Origin of the sequence: Citrifermentans bremense (assembly GCF_014218275.1) — a bacterium.
GTDB lineage: Bacteria > Desulfobacterota > Desulfuromonadia > Geobacterales > Geobacteraceae > Geomonas > Geomonas pelophila.
On sequence record NZ_AP023213.1, the window covers coordinates 3,234,697 to 3,249,288 of the forward strand.

15 protein-coding genes are annotated in these 14,592 nt (G+C 61.4%); 3 read left to right on the plus strand and 12 right to left on the minus strand.

Features of this window, described 5'->3' with window-relative positions:
- Window positions 1–57: 57 nt before the first annotated feature.
- On the minus strand, window positions 58–2,094 hold the full coding sequence (locus tag GEOBRER4_RS14120) for an ATP-dependent helicase (RefSeq protein WP_185242853.1): 2,037 nt from the start codon (window positions 2,092–2,094) through the stop codon (window positions 58–60).
- A 281-nt stretch (window positions 2,095–2,375) separates the two neighbouring features.
- On the opposite strand from GEOBRER4_RS14120, the gene ligA reads away from it, so the two are divergent.
- The gene (ligA, locus tag GEOBRER4_RS14125) at window positions 2,376–4,382 is read left to right on the plus strand and encodes an NAD-dependent DNA ligase LigA (RefSeq protein WP_185242854.1); all 2,007 of its coding nucleotides are present in this window, start codon (window positions 2,376–2,378) and stop codon (window positions 4,380–4,382) included.
- A 4-nt stretch (window positions 4,383–4,386) separates the two neighbouring features.
- Here the strand turns inward: ligA and GEOBRER4_RS14130 are convergent, their stop codons facing one another.
- From GEOBRER4_RS14130 to GEOBRER4_RS14165, 8 genes are all read right to left on the minus strand, one after another.
- Complete coding sequence (locus GEOBRER4_RS14130) at window positions 4,387–5,070, minus strand: four helix bundle suffix domain-containing protein (protein WP_185242855.1); 684 nt, start codon at window positions 5,068–5,070, stop codon at window positions 4,387–4,389.
- Window positions 5,071–5,091: 21 nt separating this feature from the next.
- Window positions 5,092–6,003, minus strand: a complete 912-nt coding sequence (locus GEOBRER4_RS14135; protein ID WP_185242856.1) for an electron transfer flavoprotein subunit alpha/FixB family protein — start codon at window positions 6,001–6,003, stop codon at window positions 5,092–5,094.
- A gap of 9 nt (window positions 6,004–6,012) precedes the next feature.
- The gene (locus tag GEOBRER4_RS14140) at window positions 6,013–6,789 is read right to left on the minus strand and encodes an electron transfer flavoprotein subunit beta/FixA family protein (RefSeq protein ID WP_185242857.1); all 777 of its coding nucleotides are present in this window, start codon (window positions 6,787–6,789) and stop codon (window positions 6,013–6,015) included.
- Window positions 6,790–7,043: 254 nt separating this feature from the next.
- The gene (locus GEOBRER4_RS14145; RefSeq protein ID WP_085812052.1) at window positions 7,044–7,250 is read right to left on the minus strand and encodes a hypothetical protein; all 207 of its coding nucleotides are present in this window, start codon (window positions 7,248–7,250) and stop codon (window positions 7,044–7,046) included.
- 112 nt (window positions 7,251–7,362) lie between these two features.
- Window positions 7,363–8,283: a diguanylate cyclase gene (locus tag GEOBRER4_RS14150; RefSeq protein WP_185242858.1), complete on the minus strand. Its 921-nt coding sequence runs from the start codon at window positions 8,281–8,283 to the stop codon at window positions 7,363–7,365.
- 128 nt (window positions 8,284–8,411) lie between these two features.
- Window positions 8,412–8,570, minus strand: coding sequence for a hypothetical protein (locus tag GEOBRER4_RS14155; RefSeq protein WP_162843111.1), 159 nt, complete (start codon window positions 8,568–8,570; stop codon window positions 8,412–8,414).
- 82 nt (window positions 8,571–8,652) lie between these two features.
- Complete coding sequence (locus tag GEOBRER4_RS14160) at window positions 8,653–8,928, minus strand: hypothetical protein (protein ID WP_085812050.1); 276 nt, start codon at window positions 8,926–8,928, stop codon at window positions 8,653–8,655.
- 53 nt (window positions 8,929–8,981) lie between these two features.
- A complete protein-coding gene (locus GEOBRER4_RS14165; RefSeq protein ID WP_185242859.1) occupies window positions 8,982–9,863 on the minus strand; it encodes a pseudouridine synthase in 882 nt (293 codons plus the stop codon).
- Between the two features lie 609 nt (window positions 9,864–10,472).
- On the opposite strand from GEOBRER4_RS14165, the gene GEOBRER4_RS14170 reads away from it, so the two are divergent.
- Both GEOBRER4_RS14170 and GEOBRER4_RS14175 read left to right on the plus strand, forming a co-directional pair.
- The gene (locus GEOBRER4_RS14170) at window positions 10,473–10,901 is read left to right on the plus strand and encodes a MerR family transcriptional regulator (RefSeq protein WP_185242860.1); all 429 of its coding nucleotides are present in this window, start codon (window positions 10,473–10,475) and stop codon (window positions 10,899–10,901) included.
- 124 nt (window positions 10,902–11,025) lie between these two features.
- The gene (locus GEOBRER4_RS14175) at window positions 11,026–12,255 is read left to right on the plus strand and encodes an endonuclease Q family protein (RefSeq protein ID WP_185242861.1); all 1,230 of its coding nucleotides are present in this window, start codon (window positions 11,026–11,028) and stop codon (window positions 12,253–12,255) included.
- A 2-nt stretch (window positions 12,256–12,257) separates the two neighbouring features.
- Here GEOBRER4_RS14175 and GEOBRER4_RS14180 read toward each other — a convergent pair whose 3' ends face one another.
- From GEOBRER4_RS14180 to GEOBRER4_RS14190, 3 genes are all read right to left on the minus strand, one after another.
- Window positions 12,258–12,986, minus strand: coding sequence for a DsbC family protein (locus GEOBRER4_RS14180; RefSeq protein WP_185242862.1), 729 nt, complete (start codon window positions 12,984–12,986; stop codon window positions 12,258–12,260).
- 65 nt (window positions 12,987–13,051) lie between these two features.
- A complete protein-coding gene (locus tag GEOBRER4_RS14185) occupies window positions 13,052–13,972 on the minus strand; it encodes an ROK family protein (protein WP_185242863.1) in 921 nt (306 codons plus the stop codon).
- Entirely contained in the window at window positions 13,972–14,454 is a 483-nt protein-coding gene (locus GEOBRER4_RS14190) for an HIT family protein (protein WP_085812044.1), read from the minus strand. The genes GEOBRER4_RS14185 and GEOBRER4_RS14190 overlap by 1 nt, the downstream gene beginning before the upstream one ends.
- Window positions 14,455–14,592 lie beyond the last annotated feature (138 nt).

Here is a 14,592-nt window from a genome sequence, read left to right on the forward strand (position 1 = left end):
GTTCCCCCCTTTGCGGAGGGGGGACAGGGGGGATTTTGCCTCTGAGGGCGTCCGCCCTCACCCCATCATCGCCTTCATCTTGGCGAAGAAATCTTCCGCGCTCTTCTCGGCCTCCTCGGGGGTTACTTCCTTCACCACGCCGCTTTGCTGCACGTTCAAGACTCCACCCGGTATCTCTTCGAGAAAGCGCGACGGCACGCGCTCCTCGAGCTTGCCGTACTTCTTCCTGAACAGCGTCCGGGTCATCACGAGCTGCTGCCGCGCCCGCGTGATCCCCACGTAACAAAGGCGCCGCTCCTCGTCGATGCTGTCGTCCTCGTAGATCGCCCGCTTGTGCGGCAGGATCTCGTCCTCCATGCCGACCAGGAACACGAAGGGGAACTCCAGCCCCTTGCTGGAATGCAGCGACATGAGCGTGACCGCGTCCTTGCCGTGCTCCTTCTTGTCTTTTCCGGAGAAGCGGTCCTCGTCCATCAGCGACACCTTCTCGATGAACCCACCCAGGGTCGCCTCGGGCACCCGTTCCTCGTAGGCCGCCATGGAGTTGATGATCTGCTCCACGTTCTCCACCTTGCGACGGGCGGCCTTCGCGTCGTCTATGGTGCGGAAGATCTCCTCTTCTATCTTCAGCTTCTCGAAAAGGGCCTTCCCCTTCTCGGCAAGCCCCCCCTCCGCCCTGAACGCTTCGGCGGCGTCCAATAGCGTGTGGTGGAAGGCGCGCACCTTATCCTTGATCACGTCGGAAATCCCCTCGACCTCCCCCACCCTGCTGAAGGCCTCGAATAGAGGGATCTCCTTTTCCAGCGACCACTGGTTGATGCGGATCACGGTGCTGTCGCCGATGCCGCGCTTGGGGAAGTTGACGATGCGCAAAAGCGCGACCTCGTCCAGCGGGTTCGCGATCACCTTCAGGTAGGAGAGCGAATCCTTCACCTCCTTGCGCTCGAAGAACTGGGTCCCCCCCACCAGGACGTACGGGATGTCCTCGAAGCGGAGCTGCTCCTCAAAGGCGCGGCTCTGGGCGTTGGTGCGATAAAGGATGGCGAACTGGCTGTATGGGACGTCCTTTTTGTAGCGCTCCAGCTGGATCCGCTCCACGACGCTCGTCGCCTCCTCCTCGTCGTCCTGCACGATGCAGAGATCGATGAGGGGCCCTTCCCCAGATGCGGTCCAAAGCCTCTTCACCTTGCGCACCTTGTTGTTGCCGATCACGCTGTTGGCGGCTTCCAGGATATTGCCGGTGGAGCGGTAGTTCTGCTCCAGCTTGATGGTCCGGCACCCCTTGAAGTCCTTCTCGAAGTCGAGGATGTTGCCGACGTCCGCGCCGCGCCAGCCGTAGATGGACTGGTCATCGTCGCCGACGACGCAGAGGTTGCCGCACCCGGCGGCCAGAAGGTTCACCAGGAGGTATTGGGAGGAGTTGGTGTCCTGGTACTCGTCCACCATGATGTAGCGGAAACGCTCCTGCCAGTGCTTGAGGACCGGTGGATGCCGCTCCAGAAGCTCCGCCGTCAGCATGATGATGTCGTCGAAGTCGATGGCGTTGAACGCCTTCAGGGCGGACTGGTAGCGCGGGTAGACGAGCCCCGCCATCATGTCGATGTCGTCGGTCGGGTTGGGGGTGAACCTGTCCGGCGGGATCAGCTTGTTCTTCGCGCCGGAGATACGCCAGATGATGCTTTCGGCGTCGTACTTCTTGCTGTCGGTATTGACCTCGCGAACGATCTGGCGCACGAGCCCCACCTGGTCCGCGGTGGAATAGATGGAGAAGTTCTTTTTGTAGCCAAGACGCTCTATGTCCCGTTTCAGCACCCGCACGCCGAGCGAATGGAAGGTGGATAGAACGATCCCCTTGGACTGCTTGCGCCCCACGAGTTGCTCCACCCGCTCCTTCATCTCTTTCGCGGCCTTGTTGGTGAAGGTGACGGCGAGGATCTGGTCGGGGGGCACTTTCTTGTCCAGGATGAGGTGCGCGATCCGGTAGGTGATGACCCCGGTCTTGCCGGAGCCGGCGCCTGCGAGGACCAGCAGGGGCCCCTCCGTGTGCTTTACGGCGGCCAGCTGTTCGGGGTTCAATCGTGACAGGTCGAGCATTGAATCCTCTTCAAAAGCGAGTACTTCCGCAGGCAAGGCGGCTGGTGCTCCCGCGGAGCGGACGAAAAAAGAGCCGCGACCAGGAAGGCGCGGCCCAACATAGTTACCAGAACGGCAGGCCCAATGCAAGCCGCTATATCCGTCCCGGTTTCAATCGCCGCCGCGCTGTGCTATAAAGCTTCCTTCAGCGCAGGAACTCCCCTCCCCGCCCCCTCGAATAAGGGGCCGGTATGGGTCGCCCGCACAGCAAAGAGATCAAAGACCGAAAGAGGTTCACGGAAATGGATAAAACTGCCGCAGCTGAAAGGATCAAGTGGCTTGCTTCCGAGATCGAGCGCCACAACCGGCTCTACTACGAACAGGACATGCCGGAGATAACCGATGCCGAGTACGATGCGCTCTTCCGCGAGCTGAAGGAACTTGAAGCCTCCTATCCCGACCTCGCCCTCCCCGATTCGCCGACCGGCAGGGTAGGCGGACGCCCGGTGGCCAAATTCGCCCAGGTGCGCCACACAACTCCGATGCTCTCGCTGGAGAACGCTTTCTCGGAGCAGGACATCGTCGAATTCGACGACAGGGTGAAACGCTTCCTGGGGCTTTCCAGCACAGCAGAAATCGGATATGTCTGCGAGCCGAAGATGGACGGAGTCGCAGTGGAGCTGGTGTACCGGGACGGTCTCTTGGCCATCGGCTCCACCCGCGGCGACGGGCTGGTGGGCGAGGAGGTGACCCAGAACCTGAAAACCATCAAGGACATACCGCTTAGACTGCAGACGGAAGAGCCTCCGGAACTCTTGACGGTTCGGGGCGAGGTATACCTGCCGCTGGAACCTTTCCGCAAGTTCAACCAGGAGCGCGAGGAGGCGGGGGAGCCCCCCTTCGCCAACCCGAGGAACGCGGCGGCAGGGTCCCTGCGCCAACTCGACTCGAAGATCACCGCGAAGCGGCCGCTCAGCATTTTCTGCTACGCCCCGGGCGAGGTGGACGGAGTAGCCTTTGAATCGCAGAGCCATTTCCTCGGCACCATACCCGCCTGGCGCATACCGGTGAACCCGCTGACCCGCCTCGTCCCGGGCGTCCAGGGGGTGCTCGATTACTACCACGAGATGATGGAGCAACGAGACGACCTCCCCTACGAGATCGACGGGGTTGTGGTGAAGGTGGACCAGTTCTCCCTGCAGCGCGACCTGGGAGAGAAGAGCCGTTCTCCGCGCTGGGCCATCGCCTGGAAGTTCCCTCCGCGCCAGGCGACCACGGTGGTCAACGACATCGTCCCCCAGGTGGGACGTACCGGCGTCATCACGCCTGTCGCGCACCTTGAGCCGGTGAACGTCTCTGGCGTGATGGTGTCCCGCGCAACGCTGCACAACTGGGAGGAGATGGAGCGCAAGGACATCCGCAGGGGCGACACCGTAGTCGTGGAGCGCGCCGGAGACGTCATTCCCGCCGTGGTGCAGGTGCTGGTCGAGAAAAGGCAGGGACGCGAGACCCTGCTCCCGGTGCCGGAAGCATGTCCTGTCTGCGGCGGCGAGGTGGTCAGGATCCCGGGCGAGGTGGCAGTGCGCTGCGTCGGCCTCAACTGTCCCGCTCAGCTGTTGGAGCGTGTGAAGCATTTTGCCGCCCGCCGCGCCATGGACATAGACGGGCTGGGGGAGAAGTTCATCGAGCAGCTTCTGAACCTCAAGCTGATACGGAACGTCGCCGACATCTACCGGCTGACGGAAGACGACTTCATGCAGTTCGAGCGCATGGGGAAGAAGCTGGCCGAGAACCTGTTGAATTCGATCGCTGCAAGCAAGGAGCGGGAGCTTTCCCGTCTGATCTTCGCGCTCGGGGTACGGCACGTCGGGGAGCACACTGCGAAGCTTTTAGCCAGCGCCTTCGGGAGCCTCGAAAACCTGGCGGCGGCAAGCGAGGAGGAGTTGACCTCCATCCGCGAAGTCGGCCCCCAGGTGGCGGCGAGCATCGCGGATTTCTTCAAGAGCGAGGAAAACCTGGAGGTGCTCAGGGAGTTGAAGGAGCACGGGGTGAATCCCAAGGCGGAAGAGAAGCGGGTGGGCGGCAGGTTCACCGGTAAGACCTTCGTCTTCACCGGCGCACTGGAGAAGTTCACCCGCGACGAGGCGAAGAAGAGGGTGGAATTGGAGGGGGGGCATGCCGCTGGCTCCGTGTCCAAGAAGACCGACTACGTCGTCGCCGGCGCCGAAGCCGGGAGCAAACTCGAGAAGGCGCAGCAGTTGGGCGTGCGGGTGTTGAGCGAGGATGAATTTCTGGAGTTGATGCGGTAGCGTGTCAGCGGTGTTCTTTGCGGTAGCGGTAGAGCCTCTCGGTGAAGCCCCCCTTTTCGGCGAAGTCGCTCGCCAGCCGGTCCATCTGGTGCTTGAGCAGATAGCTTGCCTGGTGCGTCAAGCAGAGCATGATATTGGCGCTCATTTCGGCGCTGGCGGTTTGCAGCACATGCAGCGCAGACAGCAGCGGTTCGTCGAAAAACTCTGACCTGTCTGACCTGTCTGACCTGTCTGACCTGTCTGACCTGTCTGACCTGTCTGACCTGTCTGACCTGTCTGACCTGTCTGAGTGGTCTGACTGGTCAGACAACCCTGCTCCCCTTTTCAGCTTCCCTGCCAGCCTGGCCCGCATGGCGCGCACGCGCGCCGAATCCTTGTCCCAAATCTCAAGCCGGTTCTGCCGCAGGTAGTCTTCGTAGTCCCGGATCAGCTCGCCCAGGCTGGCCCGGGCTACGCCGGTCAGCTTCAGCTCAGTCTTCTTCGAAGTCCCCGAGGCCAGCGAACCTTCGGCTATGTTCTGGACCCCGCTGCGGGCGGCCTGCACCATCTGGTCGTGGGTGCGCGAGCGCTTCTGCACAAACCGGTCGCAAAAAAGCACGGTCCCGTCATAGGCCGCCAACGCTACCGCGAAACTGCGCAGCTTCCGGAAGCCTCCATGAGGCAGTATGAGCTCGCAAGCCTGGTCCATATCGGCTCCCCGTAGTTTCCCTCACTTGGCGAGCTTCGCCGTCAACGCCGGGACGAACTGCATCACATCGGCCACTACCAGCACGTCGGCCACCTCACCGATCGGGGCCTCTTTGTCCTTGTTGACGGCTACGATGAAACCTGACTTCTTCATCCCCGCCAGGTGCTGTATCGCTCCGCTGATCCCGCAGGCGACGTAGAGCTTGGGGCTCACAGTCTGCCCGGTGGTGCCTACCTGGTGCCCGGCTTCGATCCAGCCGCTGTCGACCACGGGGCGGCTCGCGCCGACCTCGCCTCCCAAGGCGCGCGCAAGCGCGGCGATGGCCTCGATGTTCTCCTTCTTGCCGATACCGCGCCCGGCGCTCACGATCACCTCGGCCCTACCCAGATCTACACCTTTGGGAGGGGGGGGCTCATAGCCGAGGAATTCCAGCTTCCCCTCCCCTTCCGCATCGATCCGTTGCAGCGCCGGCACACCTCCCGGCTTGACCGCGGGGAACGCTCCCAACTGCAGGGTGAGCACCACGGGAGAGCCGACCGGCTTCGCCTTGCGCCGCATCTTCTGGCTGCAGCAGGGGAGCTCGAAACCGTCATCGGCGACGGAGACGACCTCCGAGAGCTGCGCCACCTTCAGCCCAGCCGCCACCCGCGGCGCGAGGTCCCATCCGTAGGAGCTGTGCATCAACACCACGTAGTCGGGCCTTTCCCGCTCGACGGCGGCGAGTACGAGCCGCTTGTGAAGATCCGGGTTCTGTTCTCCGTACCTGCCGGCGTCGGCGAGATACACGGTCCCGCCGCATTCAGGAAGCTCTCCCTCTTTCCCCACCAGCAGCATGGTGGTGTCCGCTCCAAGCTGCGCCGCGAACCCAAAGAGCTCATAGCTGTAATCGAGAAACTTTCCGTCCCTGCACTCGGCTATCAGCAACGCTTTCATATCTCCCCCCTAGCGCAAGAGCCCCGTCTTGTCCTTCAGTATCCCGATCAACTTGTCTACCTGATCTGGGACGTCCCCTTCCAGCACGATGCCGCTCCCCTTCTTGGGAGGGGAATAGAACCCCGCCATCACCGTTCGCGGTTCCTCGTGCAACATTTCGGAGACCGGAACGGCCCGGATCTCCTTTTTCTTAGCCTTCATGATGTTGGGAAGGGTCGGGTAGCGAGGCTGGTTCAGGCCCAGCTGGCAGGTGACCAGTGCCGGGGTCTTAAGCCTAACCACTGCTCGCAATCCCCCTTCCAGCTCCCGCTTGACAGTGACCGTGCCTTGCCCGCATTCGAACCCGATCGCGGTTGTGGCGCAGGGGTAATCCAGCAGTTCGGCCAGCATGACTCCCACCTGGGCTGAGCCGCGGTCCTGGGACTGCAACCCGGTGAAGATGAGGTCGTAATTTTCCCCTCTGGCGCAGGCCGCTATCGCCGAAGCGACCTGCCAGGGGTCCTTAAGATGGGAGGAGCTGTCCTGCACATGTATCCCCCGGTCGCACCCCATGGCCAACGCCTTCTTGATCCCCTCCACAACCCGGTCGGGCCCCAACGACAGCACGGTCAATTCAGGCTCTCCGCCCAGTTTTTCCTTCAGTCTGACCGCCTCTTCGATGGCAAATTCGTCATACTCGTTGACGCGGAAAGCCATGTCTATCTCCGAGTACCAGACGCCGGAAGCATCGGGCCGGAACCTGGATTCCATGTCGGGGACCTGCTTGATGCACACCAGGATTTTCATGATTACCTCCTCCAAACCATTTGCTGCCGCTGCGGGACTAAAGCCACAAGGTCCGCGAACGCAACACAGGAGAGGATATAGGACGAAGTACCGCTGTCAAATAGCCTCATGAAAGACTAAGGGATCATCAACCCTGGGGTCCGCAGAAAAAACGCAGGATTTCAAAAGCGCGCTTCGGGGGGATGGCAATGGGAAAGGGTGGTGGGAAGGGGGCCGCAGGCCGGAACCGGCAGCGGCCGTAATCGATGAGATACCTAGCTCGTGTAGTTGAAGTTAGCTTCCTCGCAGTAAAGCTCGTCGGATACAGGGGAGGTATCGCTGCCGTTCAGCCGGCGTTCGAGGTCGGCAAGTAGCTGGGTCAACTGGCGGAAAAGGAGGTTCTTCTCGCCGATATCGTCTGTCCTATCCAAAAGCGCCAGGAACTTCAGATACCTGGCGTACGCTTCATCGAAACTGTCCATGGGTGCACATCCTCCGGGTCGGTATAGGCGCTCTGTCGCGCACCCGGATATGTGTACCTTTAAATTAAAACAAACTCAAGATAATTTTATTAGCGTTATCCAACCCACAAAGTCAGACATTCATGCGCTCAACCCGGTTGCGCCCGGCTTGCTTCGCCCGGTACAACGCCTCGTCGGCCTGGCGGAAAAGGGAGTCGATGTTTTCCACAAGGGGAGAGGGATAGGCCGCCACGCCGGCGCTGATGGTGAGGGTCAGATCTTCCATCGGGTGAGGGAAAGCGAATTCCAGCACCGACTGTCTCAGTCGCTCGGCGACCATCTCCCCACCTTGCAGCGGGGTCCCCGGCAGTATCAGGACAAACTCTTCGCCGCCATAGCGGGCGGCGCTGTCGTAGGCACGCAACATCTGCTGTGCGAGCCCGGCCACGGAAGCAAGAACCACGTCGCCGTTTTGATGGCCGTAGGTGTCGTTCACGTTCTTGAAATAGTCGATGTCGATGATGACCATCGAGAGGTTCTCCCGGTTGCGCCGGGCGCGGAAGAACTCCGACTCGAGAATCTCGGAGAGGTAGCGCCGGTTGAAGAGGTTGGTCAGGTGGTCGATGTTGGTCAGTCTCTTTAACTGCTCGTTTGCCTTTTTCAGCTCGTCCTGCAGCGACTTAATCTTCAGCTGCACCTTGACCCGCGCCACGAGTTCGCCCGCGTCGAAGGGCTTGGTGAGATAGTCGCTCGCCCCCTGTTCGAGCCCCTTGATCTTGGAGTTGAAGTCCATCATGCCGGTCAGCATGATGATGGGAAGCCCCAGCAGCTCAGGCCTCGAGGCGACGAGCTGCAGGAACTTGTAGCCGTCCATGCGCGGCATGTCGACATCGCAGATCACCAGGTCGGGCCTCGACTCGATCAGGGTCTTGAACCCTTCAAGCCCATCCCTGGCCTCCAGGTATTCCTCGAAAAGTCCTACATCCTTGAGCGTCCGCACAACCTGCTCCCGAATGGCAGCAGAGTCATCGATGACGAGCACACAGCTGGACATGAAATCTCCCAAAATGGCTTCAGCTAACTTTGACTGATCAACGACAGGTGCAGCTCCGCATCTTGATGCCGGCTTGCTGCGAGAATCCATCTAGTACACGGACTGGGATTGCGACGAAGTACATATCGTCATGGTCTGCGGAAAGGTTTAATAAAGACATAGATTATCAGCAGGAAGGGAAAAGAAGAAAAAGCCGCTACGAGATTGCCGGCATAGAGCTGCCAGGTGCCAAATCCAATGACGGCCAGGGTGAACATGATGATGAAAAGTGCAGCAGCTTTAGTCATGGCGGGGATACTAACCAATATGCCTCGGACTTGTCCAGTGTTTAATCTGTTGGGGTCGACGCGGCAGTGAAGGCTGCCTCTTTTAAGGAGTATTCCAGTCCCAGCAGAACTTCAGTTCATCCTCGGTGACGAACAACTCGCAGCAGGTTTTCTTGAAGTCGGCCTTGTCGGCTGCACCGTCTACCTCCTCCTGCACCGCTTTCTCGATCTCGGAATCGGAAAGATCGAGCGGCTTCTCGAAGGAGCCCTCTATGAGCCCTTCCCTCCACCCGGCGTCTTTCAAATGCTTCTTGAACAGCCCCACGTGAATCGCGTTGTTGACGCCGTAATCGACCAGCAAAAGCACGTTCCTGCGCATCGCCACCTCCGGTAACCGCTGTTATACCGCCCCCCCTTCGGGCCAGATTTAGATTACCACAAAAGCCTGCGTCGGGTTTCAAACTCCATGAGCCTCCCTGTGACCGGGTCCCTAAAGCGCACCCGCCTTGCGAGCAGTTGCAACGGCCGCTCGAAATCGTCGGGTCTCATGGCTTGAAGCTCCGGGTAAAGGCGGTCGTGCAGGATCGGCATCCCGAGCCCGCTCATGTGGACCCGAAGTTGGTGGGTCTTGCCGGTCTCGGGGGTGAGTTCGAAGCGCGCCAGCCCATCTTTTTGCTCCACCAGCCGGATAAGGGACCGGGCGTTGGGGGCGCCTTCCTCCGTGCGCATGGTGAACCAGGGCTCCCCATGCACCAGCCTGTTTTCCACCAGCCACTCGCCCCGCCCCGGCTCCGCGGGAGCTGCCGACAGCGCCTCGTAGCTCTTTTCGATGCTCCCTTCCCGGAACACTCCGCCGTAGCGGCCGCGAGTCTTGGGGTTGACTGAGAAAAGCACGATCCCGGCCGTTTCCCGGTCGATCCGGTGCAGCGGGACCAAGTCGTGGATTCCGGTCGAGTTTCTCAGCCGGTGCAAAAGGCTTTGGTCCAGGTAGGCGCCTCCCGGCGTCACCGGCAGGAAATGGGGTTTGCACGCCACGAGGAGCTCGTCGTTTTGGAACAGGATCTCCTCTGCGAAAGGGATCACCTTCTCGTCATCGAGCTCCCTGAAGTAGAAGATCCTTTTTTGCGGCGCATAACTGGTCGTGCTGGTGATGGGGGTACCATCCTCACCCAGAACCTTTCCCTGGGCTATGCGCCGCTCCCAGCAACTGCGCCCCACCCGCGGGAAACGCCCGACCAGAAAGTCGAGTACCGACGGGTAGGGCTTTTCCATAAGTGGCATGGTGACCTTGGCGCGATACGGGGAGATCCCCATGCTGCCTCTCCTTTCGTGGCGGTGCCGTGCCGGAATCGCTGCCGGCAGTTAGAAGAACGGGCGCAGCATAGCACGTACGGAAGGAAAAGGGGACAGGCAGCTTTTTTTTTCGATTAAAGTGTCATGTCCTTTTTCGGGCAAAAAAAGGGGCAACCCGTCGATTGCCCCAGTACTGGACGGCCCGGCAGAAAGGACCGATCACAAACCTGAATTGTCAGCATGGCTCACTCCACGGATCCGGAAAATCTCCAGGTAAAACCCCGGGACGGCGCAAGAATGAGCAAATGTTTTATTTTATCGATATCAGCCTAAACCAAATCACACTATCCGGCGTCACGGTGCAGGTTGTAAAATCCCAAAATTCAACGACCTTCTATAGCCTTATTCTATTTGAATACACTAAAAACAATGTTTTGTAAATGCCAGTTTTTCACCGCCAGCGGATGTTCTGCTTCAATTCGCCGCAAGAAGAGTCGGAGCTCACCGCGCCTGGCGGTCGACCTTGGAGTAAAGAAGCGCCGTATACCTTGCAGCAGCGGGCCGAAAGAAATTGACAGTCGGGGCGCCATGCACTAGATTATCTTCAACTTTTTCCCCAAGAGGACTCCAATGGACGACATCAAGGATGGCGAAGAAATAACCCCGATCGGGGATCTTGCCATATCGCTCGGGCTCACCACCAGGACCATCCGGTACTGGGAGGAAGTCGGCATCATCGAAAGCGTGCAAAGAAGCGACGGCGCCACGCGCGGCTTCACCCCCTACTACGTGCGCCGCATCAAGTTCATCATCAAGCTCAAGGAACTGGGCCTCACCATCAAGGAGATGCAGGATCTTTACGTGGCCTACGGCGAGGCGAAGCAGACCGAGCGCATGGTTCCGCGGCTGGTGGAGATACTGGACGAGCACATCGAGAAGATAGACGAGAAGATGGCGAAGCTGGCGTCCCTTAGAAAGGACATCGTCTCTTACCGCCAGAAGATCGCCACCAAGTTCGGCGCCAGCCGCGACGGCGACGGCAACAAAAGTGACGCGTAACGCCCGCTGTTTCCCCGGGGCATCGCCCGGCGGCGATGCCCCTCTCTTTTCCGCCCCCCCCCGCTCCCCCCTCGTTCCATCTAGCACCCGCACCGCCTGCTCCAAGCCTTACCGAGGAACTGCCGTGACATTCATAGCCGACCTGCACATCCATTCCCGCTTTTCCATCGCTACCAGCCGCGACCTCGACTTGGCCTCCCTCTGGCGCTGGGGACAGCTCAAGGGTATCAGCGTCGTCGGCACCGGAGACTGCACCCATCCGGCGTGGCTCGCCGAGCTGGAAAGGGACCTGGTGCAGACGGAGTCGGGTCTGTTCCGGTTGTGCCACGCCCCGGCGCAGCAACTGGTCCCCCCCAGTTGCCGCGCCGAGGTACTGTTCATGCCTACGGCTGAGATCAGCTGCATTTACCGCAAGGGGGGGCGCACCAGGAAGGTGCACTGCCTGGTCCTGCTCCCGGACCTGCAGGCCGCGCACCGGCTGAACCTGCAGCTTTGCCGCATCGGCAACCTGGGCTCGGACGGCAGGCCGATCCTGAAACTCGACGCCAAGGAACTGCTGCAGATGGTGCTTCAAGCGGCTCCCGATGCGCTGCTGATCCCGGCGCACGCCTGGACGCCGCATTTCTCGGTCTTCGGCTCGGGCTCCGGTTTCGACTCGCTTGCCGAATGCTTCGAGGAGCTCACCCCTCACGTGCACGCCATCGAGACCGGACTTTCCTCCGACCCTGCCATGAACTGGCGCATCTCAGCCCTGGACGGCATCACGCTTGTCTCGAACTCGGACGCACACTCGGGGGCGAAGCTCGGGCGGGAGGCGACGGTGTTCCAGACGGAATTCTCCTACCGTGGGATCCAGCGGGGGATAGTTGAGGGAAACGGGGTGGCCTCGACCATCGAGTTTTTCCCCGAGCAGGGGAAATACCACGCCGACGGCCACCGCTGTTGCGGGGTGCGCCTCACCCCCGAAGAGACGATACGAAACGGCTACCGCTGCCCGGCTTGCGGCGCGAAGGTGACGGTCGGGGTGCTGCACAGGCTGGAGCGGCTGGCGGACCGGCCGGAAGGGGCGAGACGCAAAAACGCCCCCCCCTTCCAGTCGCTGATACCGCTTCTGGATCTGATCGGGGGGGCTCTCAAGGTGGGGACGGGGACGAAAAAGGCGCAGGGACTTTACTTCCACATGCTGGAGCGGATCGGCAACGAGTTCCACATCCTCAGGGAGGCGCCGGTCGAGTTGATAGAGGAGGTTTCCGGCGCCGCGCTGGCGCGCGGCATCGGCAAGATGCGACTCGGGGAGGTGGAGATCGATCCCGGCTACGACGGCAAGTTCGGCACCGTCTCCATCTCCCCTTAGGTCTATTTCAAAAGCTCATCCAGCTTCTTCGTGTCGGCGCCGATCACCTGCTCGCCTTTCACGAAGAAGGTCGGAGTCCCCTGGATCCCCACCTTCCTCGCCAGCGCCAGGTGCTCCTGGGCCAGCTTCTTCACCTCTTCGCTCGCCGGCTTCGCGAGAGGGGGGATCTCCTCGCCCATCATCATGGCGTCGTAGGCCTCGGCCTTATTCTCGGCGGAAAGGATGTACTCGATCTTCTTGATGGCCGCCGGGTGTGCCAGCGGCGCGAAGAAGACGTACCTGGTCACGTCGCTTCTCTTGGTGAAGTATTCGGAGGCCTTCCTGCAGTAAGGGCAGTCGGGGTCGGTGAACTCGATCACCTTCTTCTTGCCGTCCCCCACCTTGACCGCCTTGTCGAGCGGCAGGTCCTTGACCGCCTCCGCCGCCTTGGCAGCCATCTGGGAGCTGAGCACCTGCCTGCGCTCCGCCGTCCGGCTCTTCAAGTCCTTCCCCACTATCTCGCCGGTGATGATTAGGTCCTTCTCCGGGTAGTAGTAGAAGATGTTGGGCCCGGAGATGACCTCGTAGACCCCATTTATCTCGCTGGGGGAGATGTTGTCGAAGGGAACCTGGGGGAACGCGCTGCGAAAGGCGTTTTCAGGGGAGACCGGGGCGGCGAAAGACACGCCTGCCAGAAGAAGCAGCACCGCTGTGGAGAAAAATACTGCCAGGAATCTCCTAGTGAACCACATAAAGCGCCTCCATTTAATGAAATAAAAATCGCTTAGCCGAGCCAGCGGCAACTATAGCATATGTTTCAGGAAAGGTGAGAGCGCGAGGAGTTTTTTTCGGCATCGAAAGCGGCTTGCGCGGCGCCAAGGACTCCAGCGTCCGGGCCTAAGGCGCCTTTCACCACGCAGGCGGCCGCACCGGGAAGCGCCAGGGTGCGGGAGCGTATCTCCCGGCGCATCGCCGGGGCCAGGAGCTCGAAACTCTCGGACACCCCACCTCCCAGGATCACCGCCTCCAGGTTCAAAAGGTTTAGCACCCCGGCCGCTGCGATCCCCAGGTAGCGTCCGGCCTCCTCGAAGCGGGCGACAGCCGCGGCATCCCCGCTCGCCGCGCGCCGGGCGACGGCGGCGGCGCTGTCGTTTCCCGAAGAGATGGCGGTGGCGAAGGTGTACTGCTCCAGGCACCCCCGGTTGCCGCAGCCGCAGGGGCGGCCGTCCGGTTCCACCGTCAGGTGCCCCAGCTCGCCGGCCAGCCCGTTGGCCCCGGTCCAAAGCCGCCCGTCCAGAATCAGCCCCGCTCCCACCCCGGTGCCGATGGTGAGCATGAGCCAGGAGCGGTACCTCCTGCCGGCGCCGAAGCGCTGCTCGCCGAGGGCGCAGGCGTTGGCGTCGTTTAGGACCAGTACCGGCACCCCCAGGGCGCGCGCAAGCTCCGAGCCCAGGTCCACCCCCTTGAGCGCCGGGAGGTTGACGCTGGATAGCACCACCCCCTCAGCCGAGACGAGGCCGGGGACGCCGATCCCGACCCCTGCGACCCTCACCCCCCCGGCGACGGCCTCCCCTTGCAGCCGCCGCAGCGCCCCCTGCAGCCGGGCCACAAACGGCGCCGACGCCACAACCTTCTCCGTCGGCTCGCTCTCCCTGCAAAGCACCGCTCCGCTTTTGTCCACCAGGGCGAAACGGAGGTTGGTCCCCCCTACGTCCACCCCGATACAGACCCCTTCCATCACAGCTCCCCCGCCGCGCTGAAGAACGGGAGCAGCCGGTCGTAGGTCGCCAAAAGCGCCTCCGGAATCACCCTTACGTCCGCCACTACGGTCATGAAGTTGCTGTCCCCAAACCAGCGCGGCACCACGTGCAGGTGCAGGTGGTCCTCGATGCCGGCGCCCGCGGCCTTGCCCAGGTTGATGCCGATGTTGAAGCCGTGGGCCCCGCTGGAGCGGGCCAGGATGTCCCGGCAAAGCGCCACCTCGCGCATCAGCTCCAGCAGTTCGTCCCCGGTAAGTTCCCCCAGGTCGGCGCTGTGGCGCCTGAGCGAGATCATGAGATGGCCGTTGGAGTAGGGATAGCGGTTCAGCATCACGCGCGAAAGCCTCGTGCGCCGCAGGATCAGGAGTTCCCGGTCGTCTCCCTCCGCACAGAAGATGCATTCCGTGTCCGCCGGTTGTGTCAGATACTCTACCCGCCATGGTGCCCAAAGATTGTCCATTGCACCCCTCCGCTGCCCGCTGTCTGAGGGCCTGATAGAAGAGCGGCAGTCAACGCCGCGACAGAACCAATGTACAACGACCGCCTGCCATTGACAAGAAAGCGCGCTCATTCCCGGCGGCTTGAAGCTCGTTTAGTG

Excerpts from the sequence above, each read along its gene's own strand:
- GEOBRER4_RS14120 (WP_185242853.1), bottom strand. The coding sequence starts at position 2,094 with ATGCTCGACCTGTCACGATTGAACCCCGAACAGCTGGCCGCCGTAAAG.
- ligA (WP_185242854.1), top strand. The coding sequence starts at position 2,376 with ATGGATAAAACTGCCGCAGCTGAAAGGATCAAGTGGCTTGCTTCCGAG.
- GEOBRER4_RS14130 (WP_185242855.1), bottom strand. The coding sequence starts at position 5,070 with ATGGACCAGGCTTGCGAGCTCATACTGCCTCATGGAGGCTTCCGGAAG.
- GEOBRER4_RS14135 (WP_185242856.1), bottom strand. The coding sequence starts at position 6,003 with ATGAAAGCGTTGCTGATAGCCGAGTGCAGGGACGGAAAGTTTCTCGAT.
- GEOBRER4_RS14140 (WP_185242857.1), bottom strand. The coding sequence starts at position 6,789 with ATGAAAATCCTGGTGTGCATCAAGCAGGTCCCCGACATGGAATCCAGG.
- GEOBRER4_RS14145 (WP_085812052.1), bottom strand. The coding sequence starts at position 7,250 with ATGGACAGTTTCGATGAAGCGTACGCCAGGTATCTGAAGTTCCTGGCG.
- GEOBRER4_RS14150 (WP_185242858.1), bottom strand. The coding sequence starts at position 8,283 with ATGTCCAGCTGTGTGCTCGTCATCGATGACTCTGCTGCCATTCGGGAG.
- GEOBRER4_RS14155 (WP_162843111.1), bottom strand. The coding sequence starts at position 8,570 with ATGACTAAAGCTGCTGCACTTTTCATCATCATGTTCACCCTGGCCGTC.
- GEOBRER4_RS14160 (WP_085812050.1), bottom strand. The coding sequence starts at position 8,928 with ATGCGCAGGAACGTGCTTTTGCTGGTCGATTACGGCGTCAACAACGCG.
- GEOBRER4_RS14165 (WP_185242859.1), bottom strand. The coding sequence starts at position 9,863 with ATGGGGATCTCCCCGTATCGCGCCAAGGTCACCATGCCACTTATGGAA.
- GEOBRER4_RS14170 (WP_185242860.1), top strand. The coding sequence starts at position 10,473 with ATGGACGACATCAAGGATGGCGAAGAAATAACCCCGATCGGGGATCTT.
- GEOBRER4_RS14180 (WP_185242862.1), bottom strand. The coding sequence starts at position 12,986 with ATGTGGTTCACTAGGAGATTCCTGGCAGTATTTTTCTCCACAGCGGTG.
- GEOBRER4_RS14185 (WP_185242863.1), bottom strand. The coding sequence starts at position 13,972 with ATGGAAGGGGTCTGTATCGGGGTGGACGTAGGGGGGACCAACCTCCGT.
- GEOBRER4_RS14190 (WP_085812044.1), bottom strand. The coding sequence starts at position 14,454 with ATGGACAATCTTTGGGCACCATGGCGGGTAGAGTATCTGACACAACCG.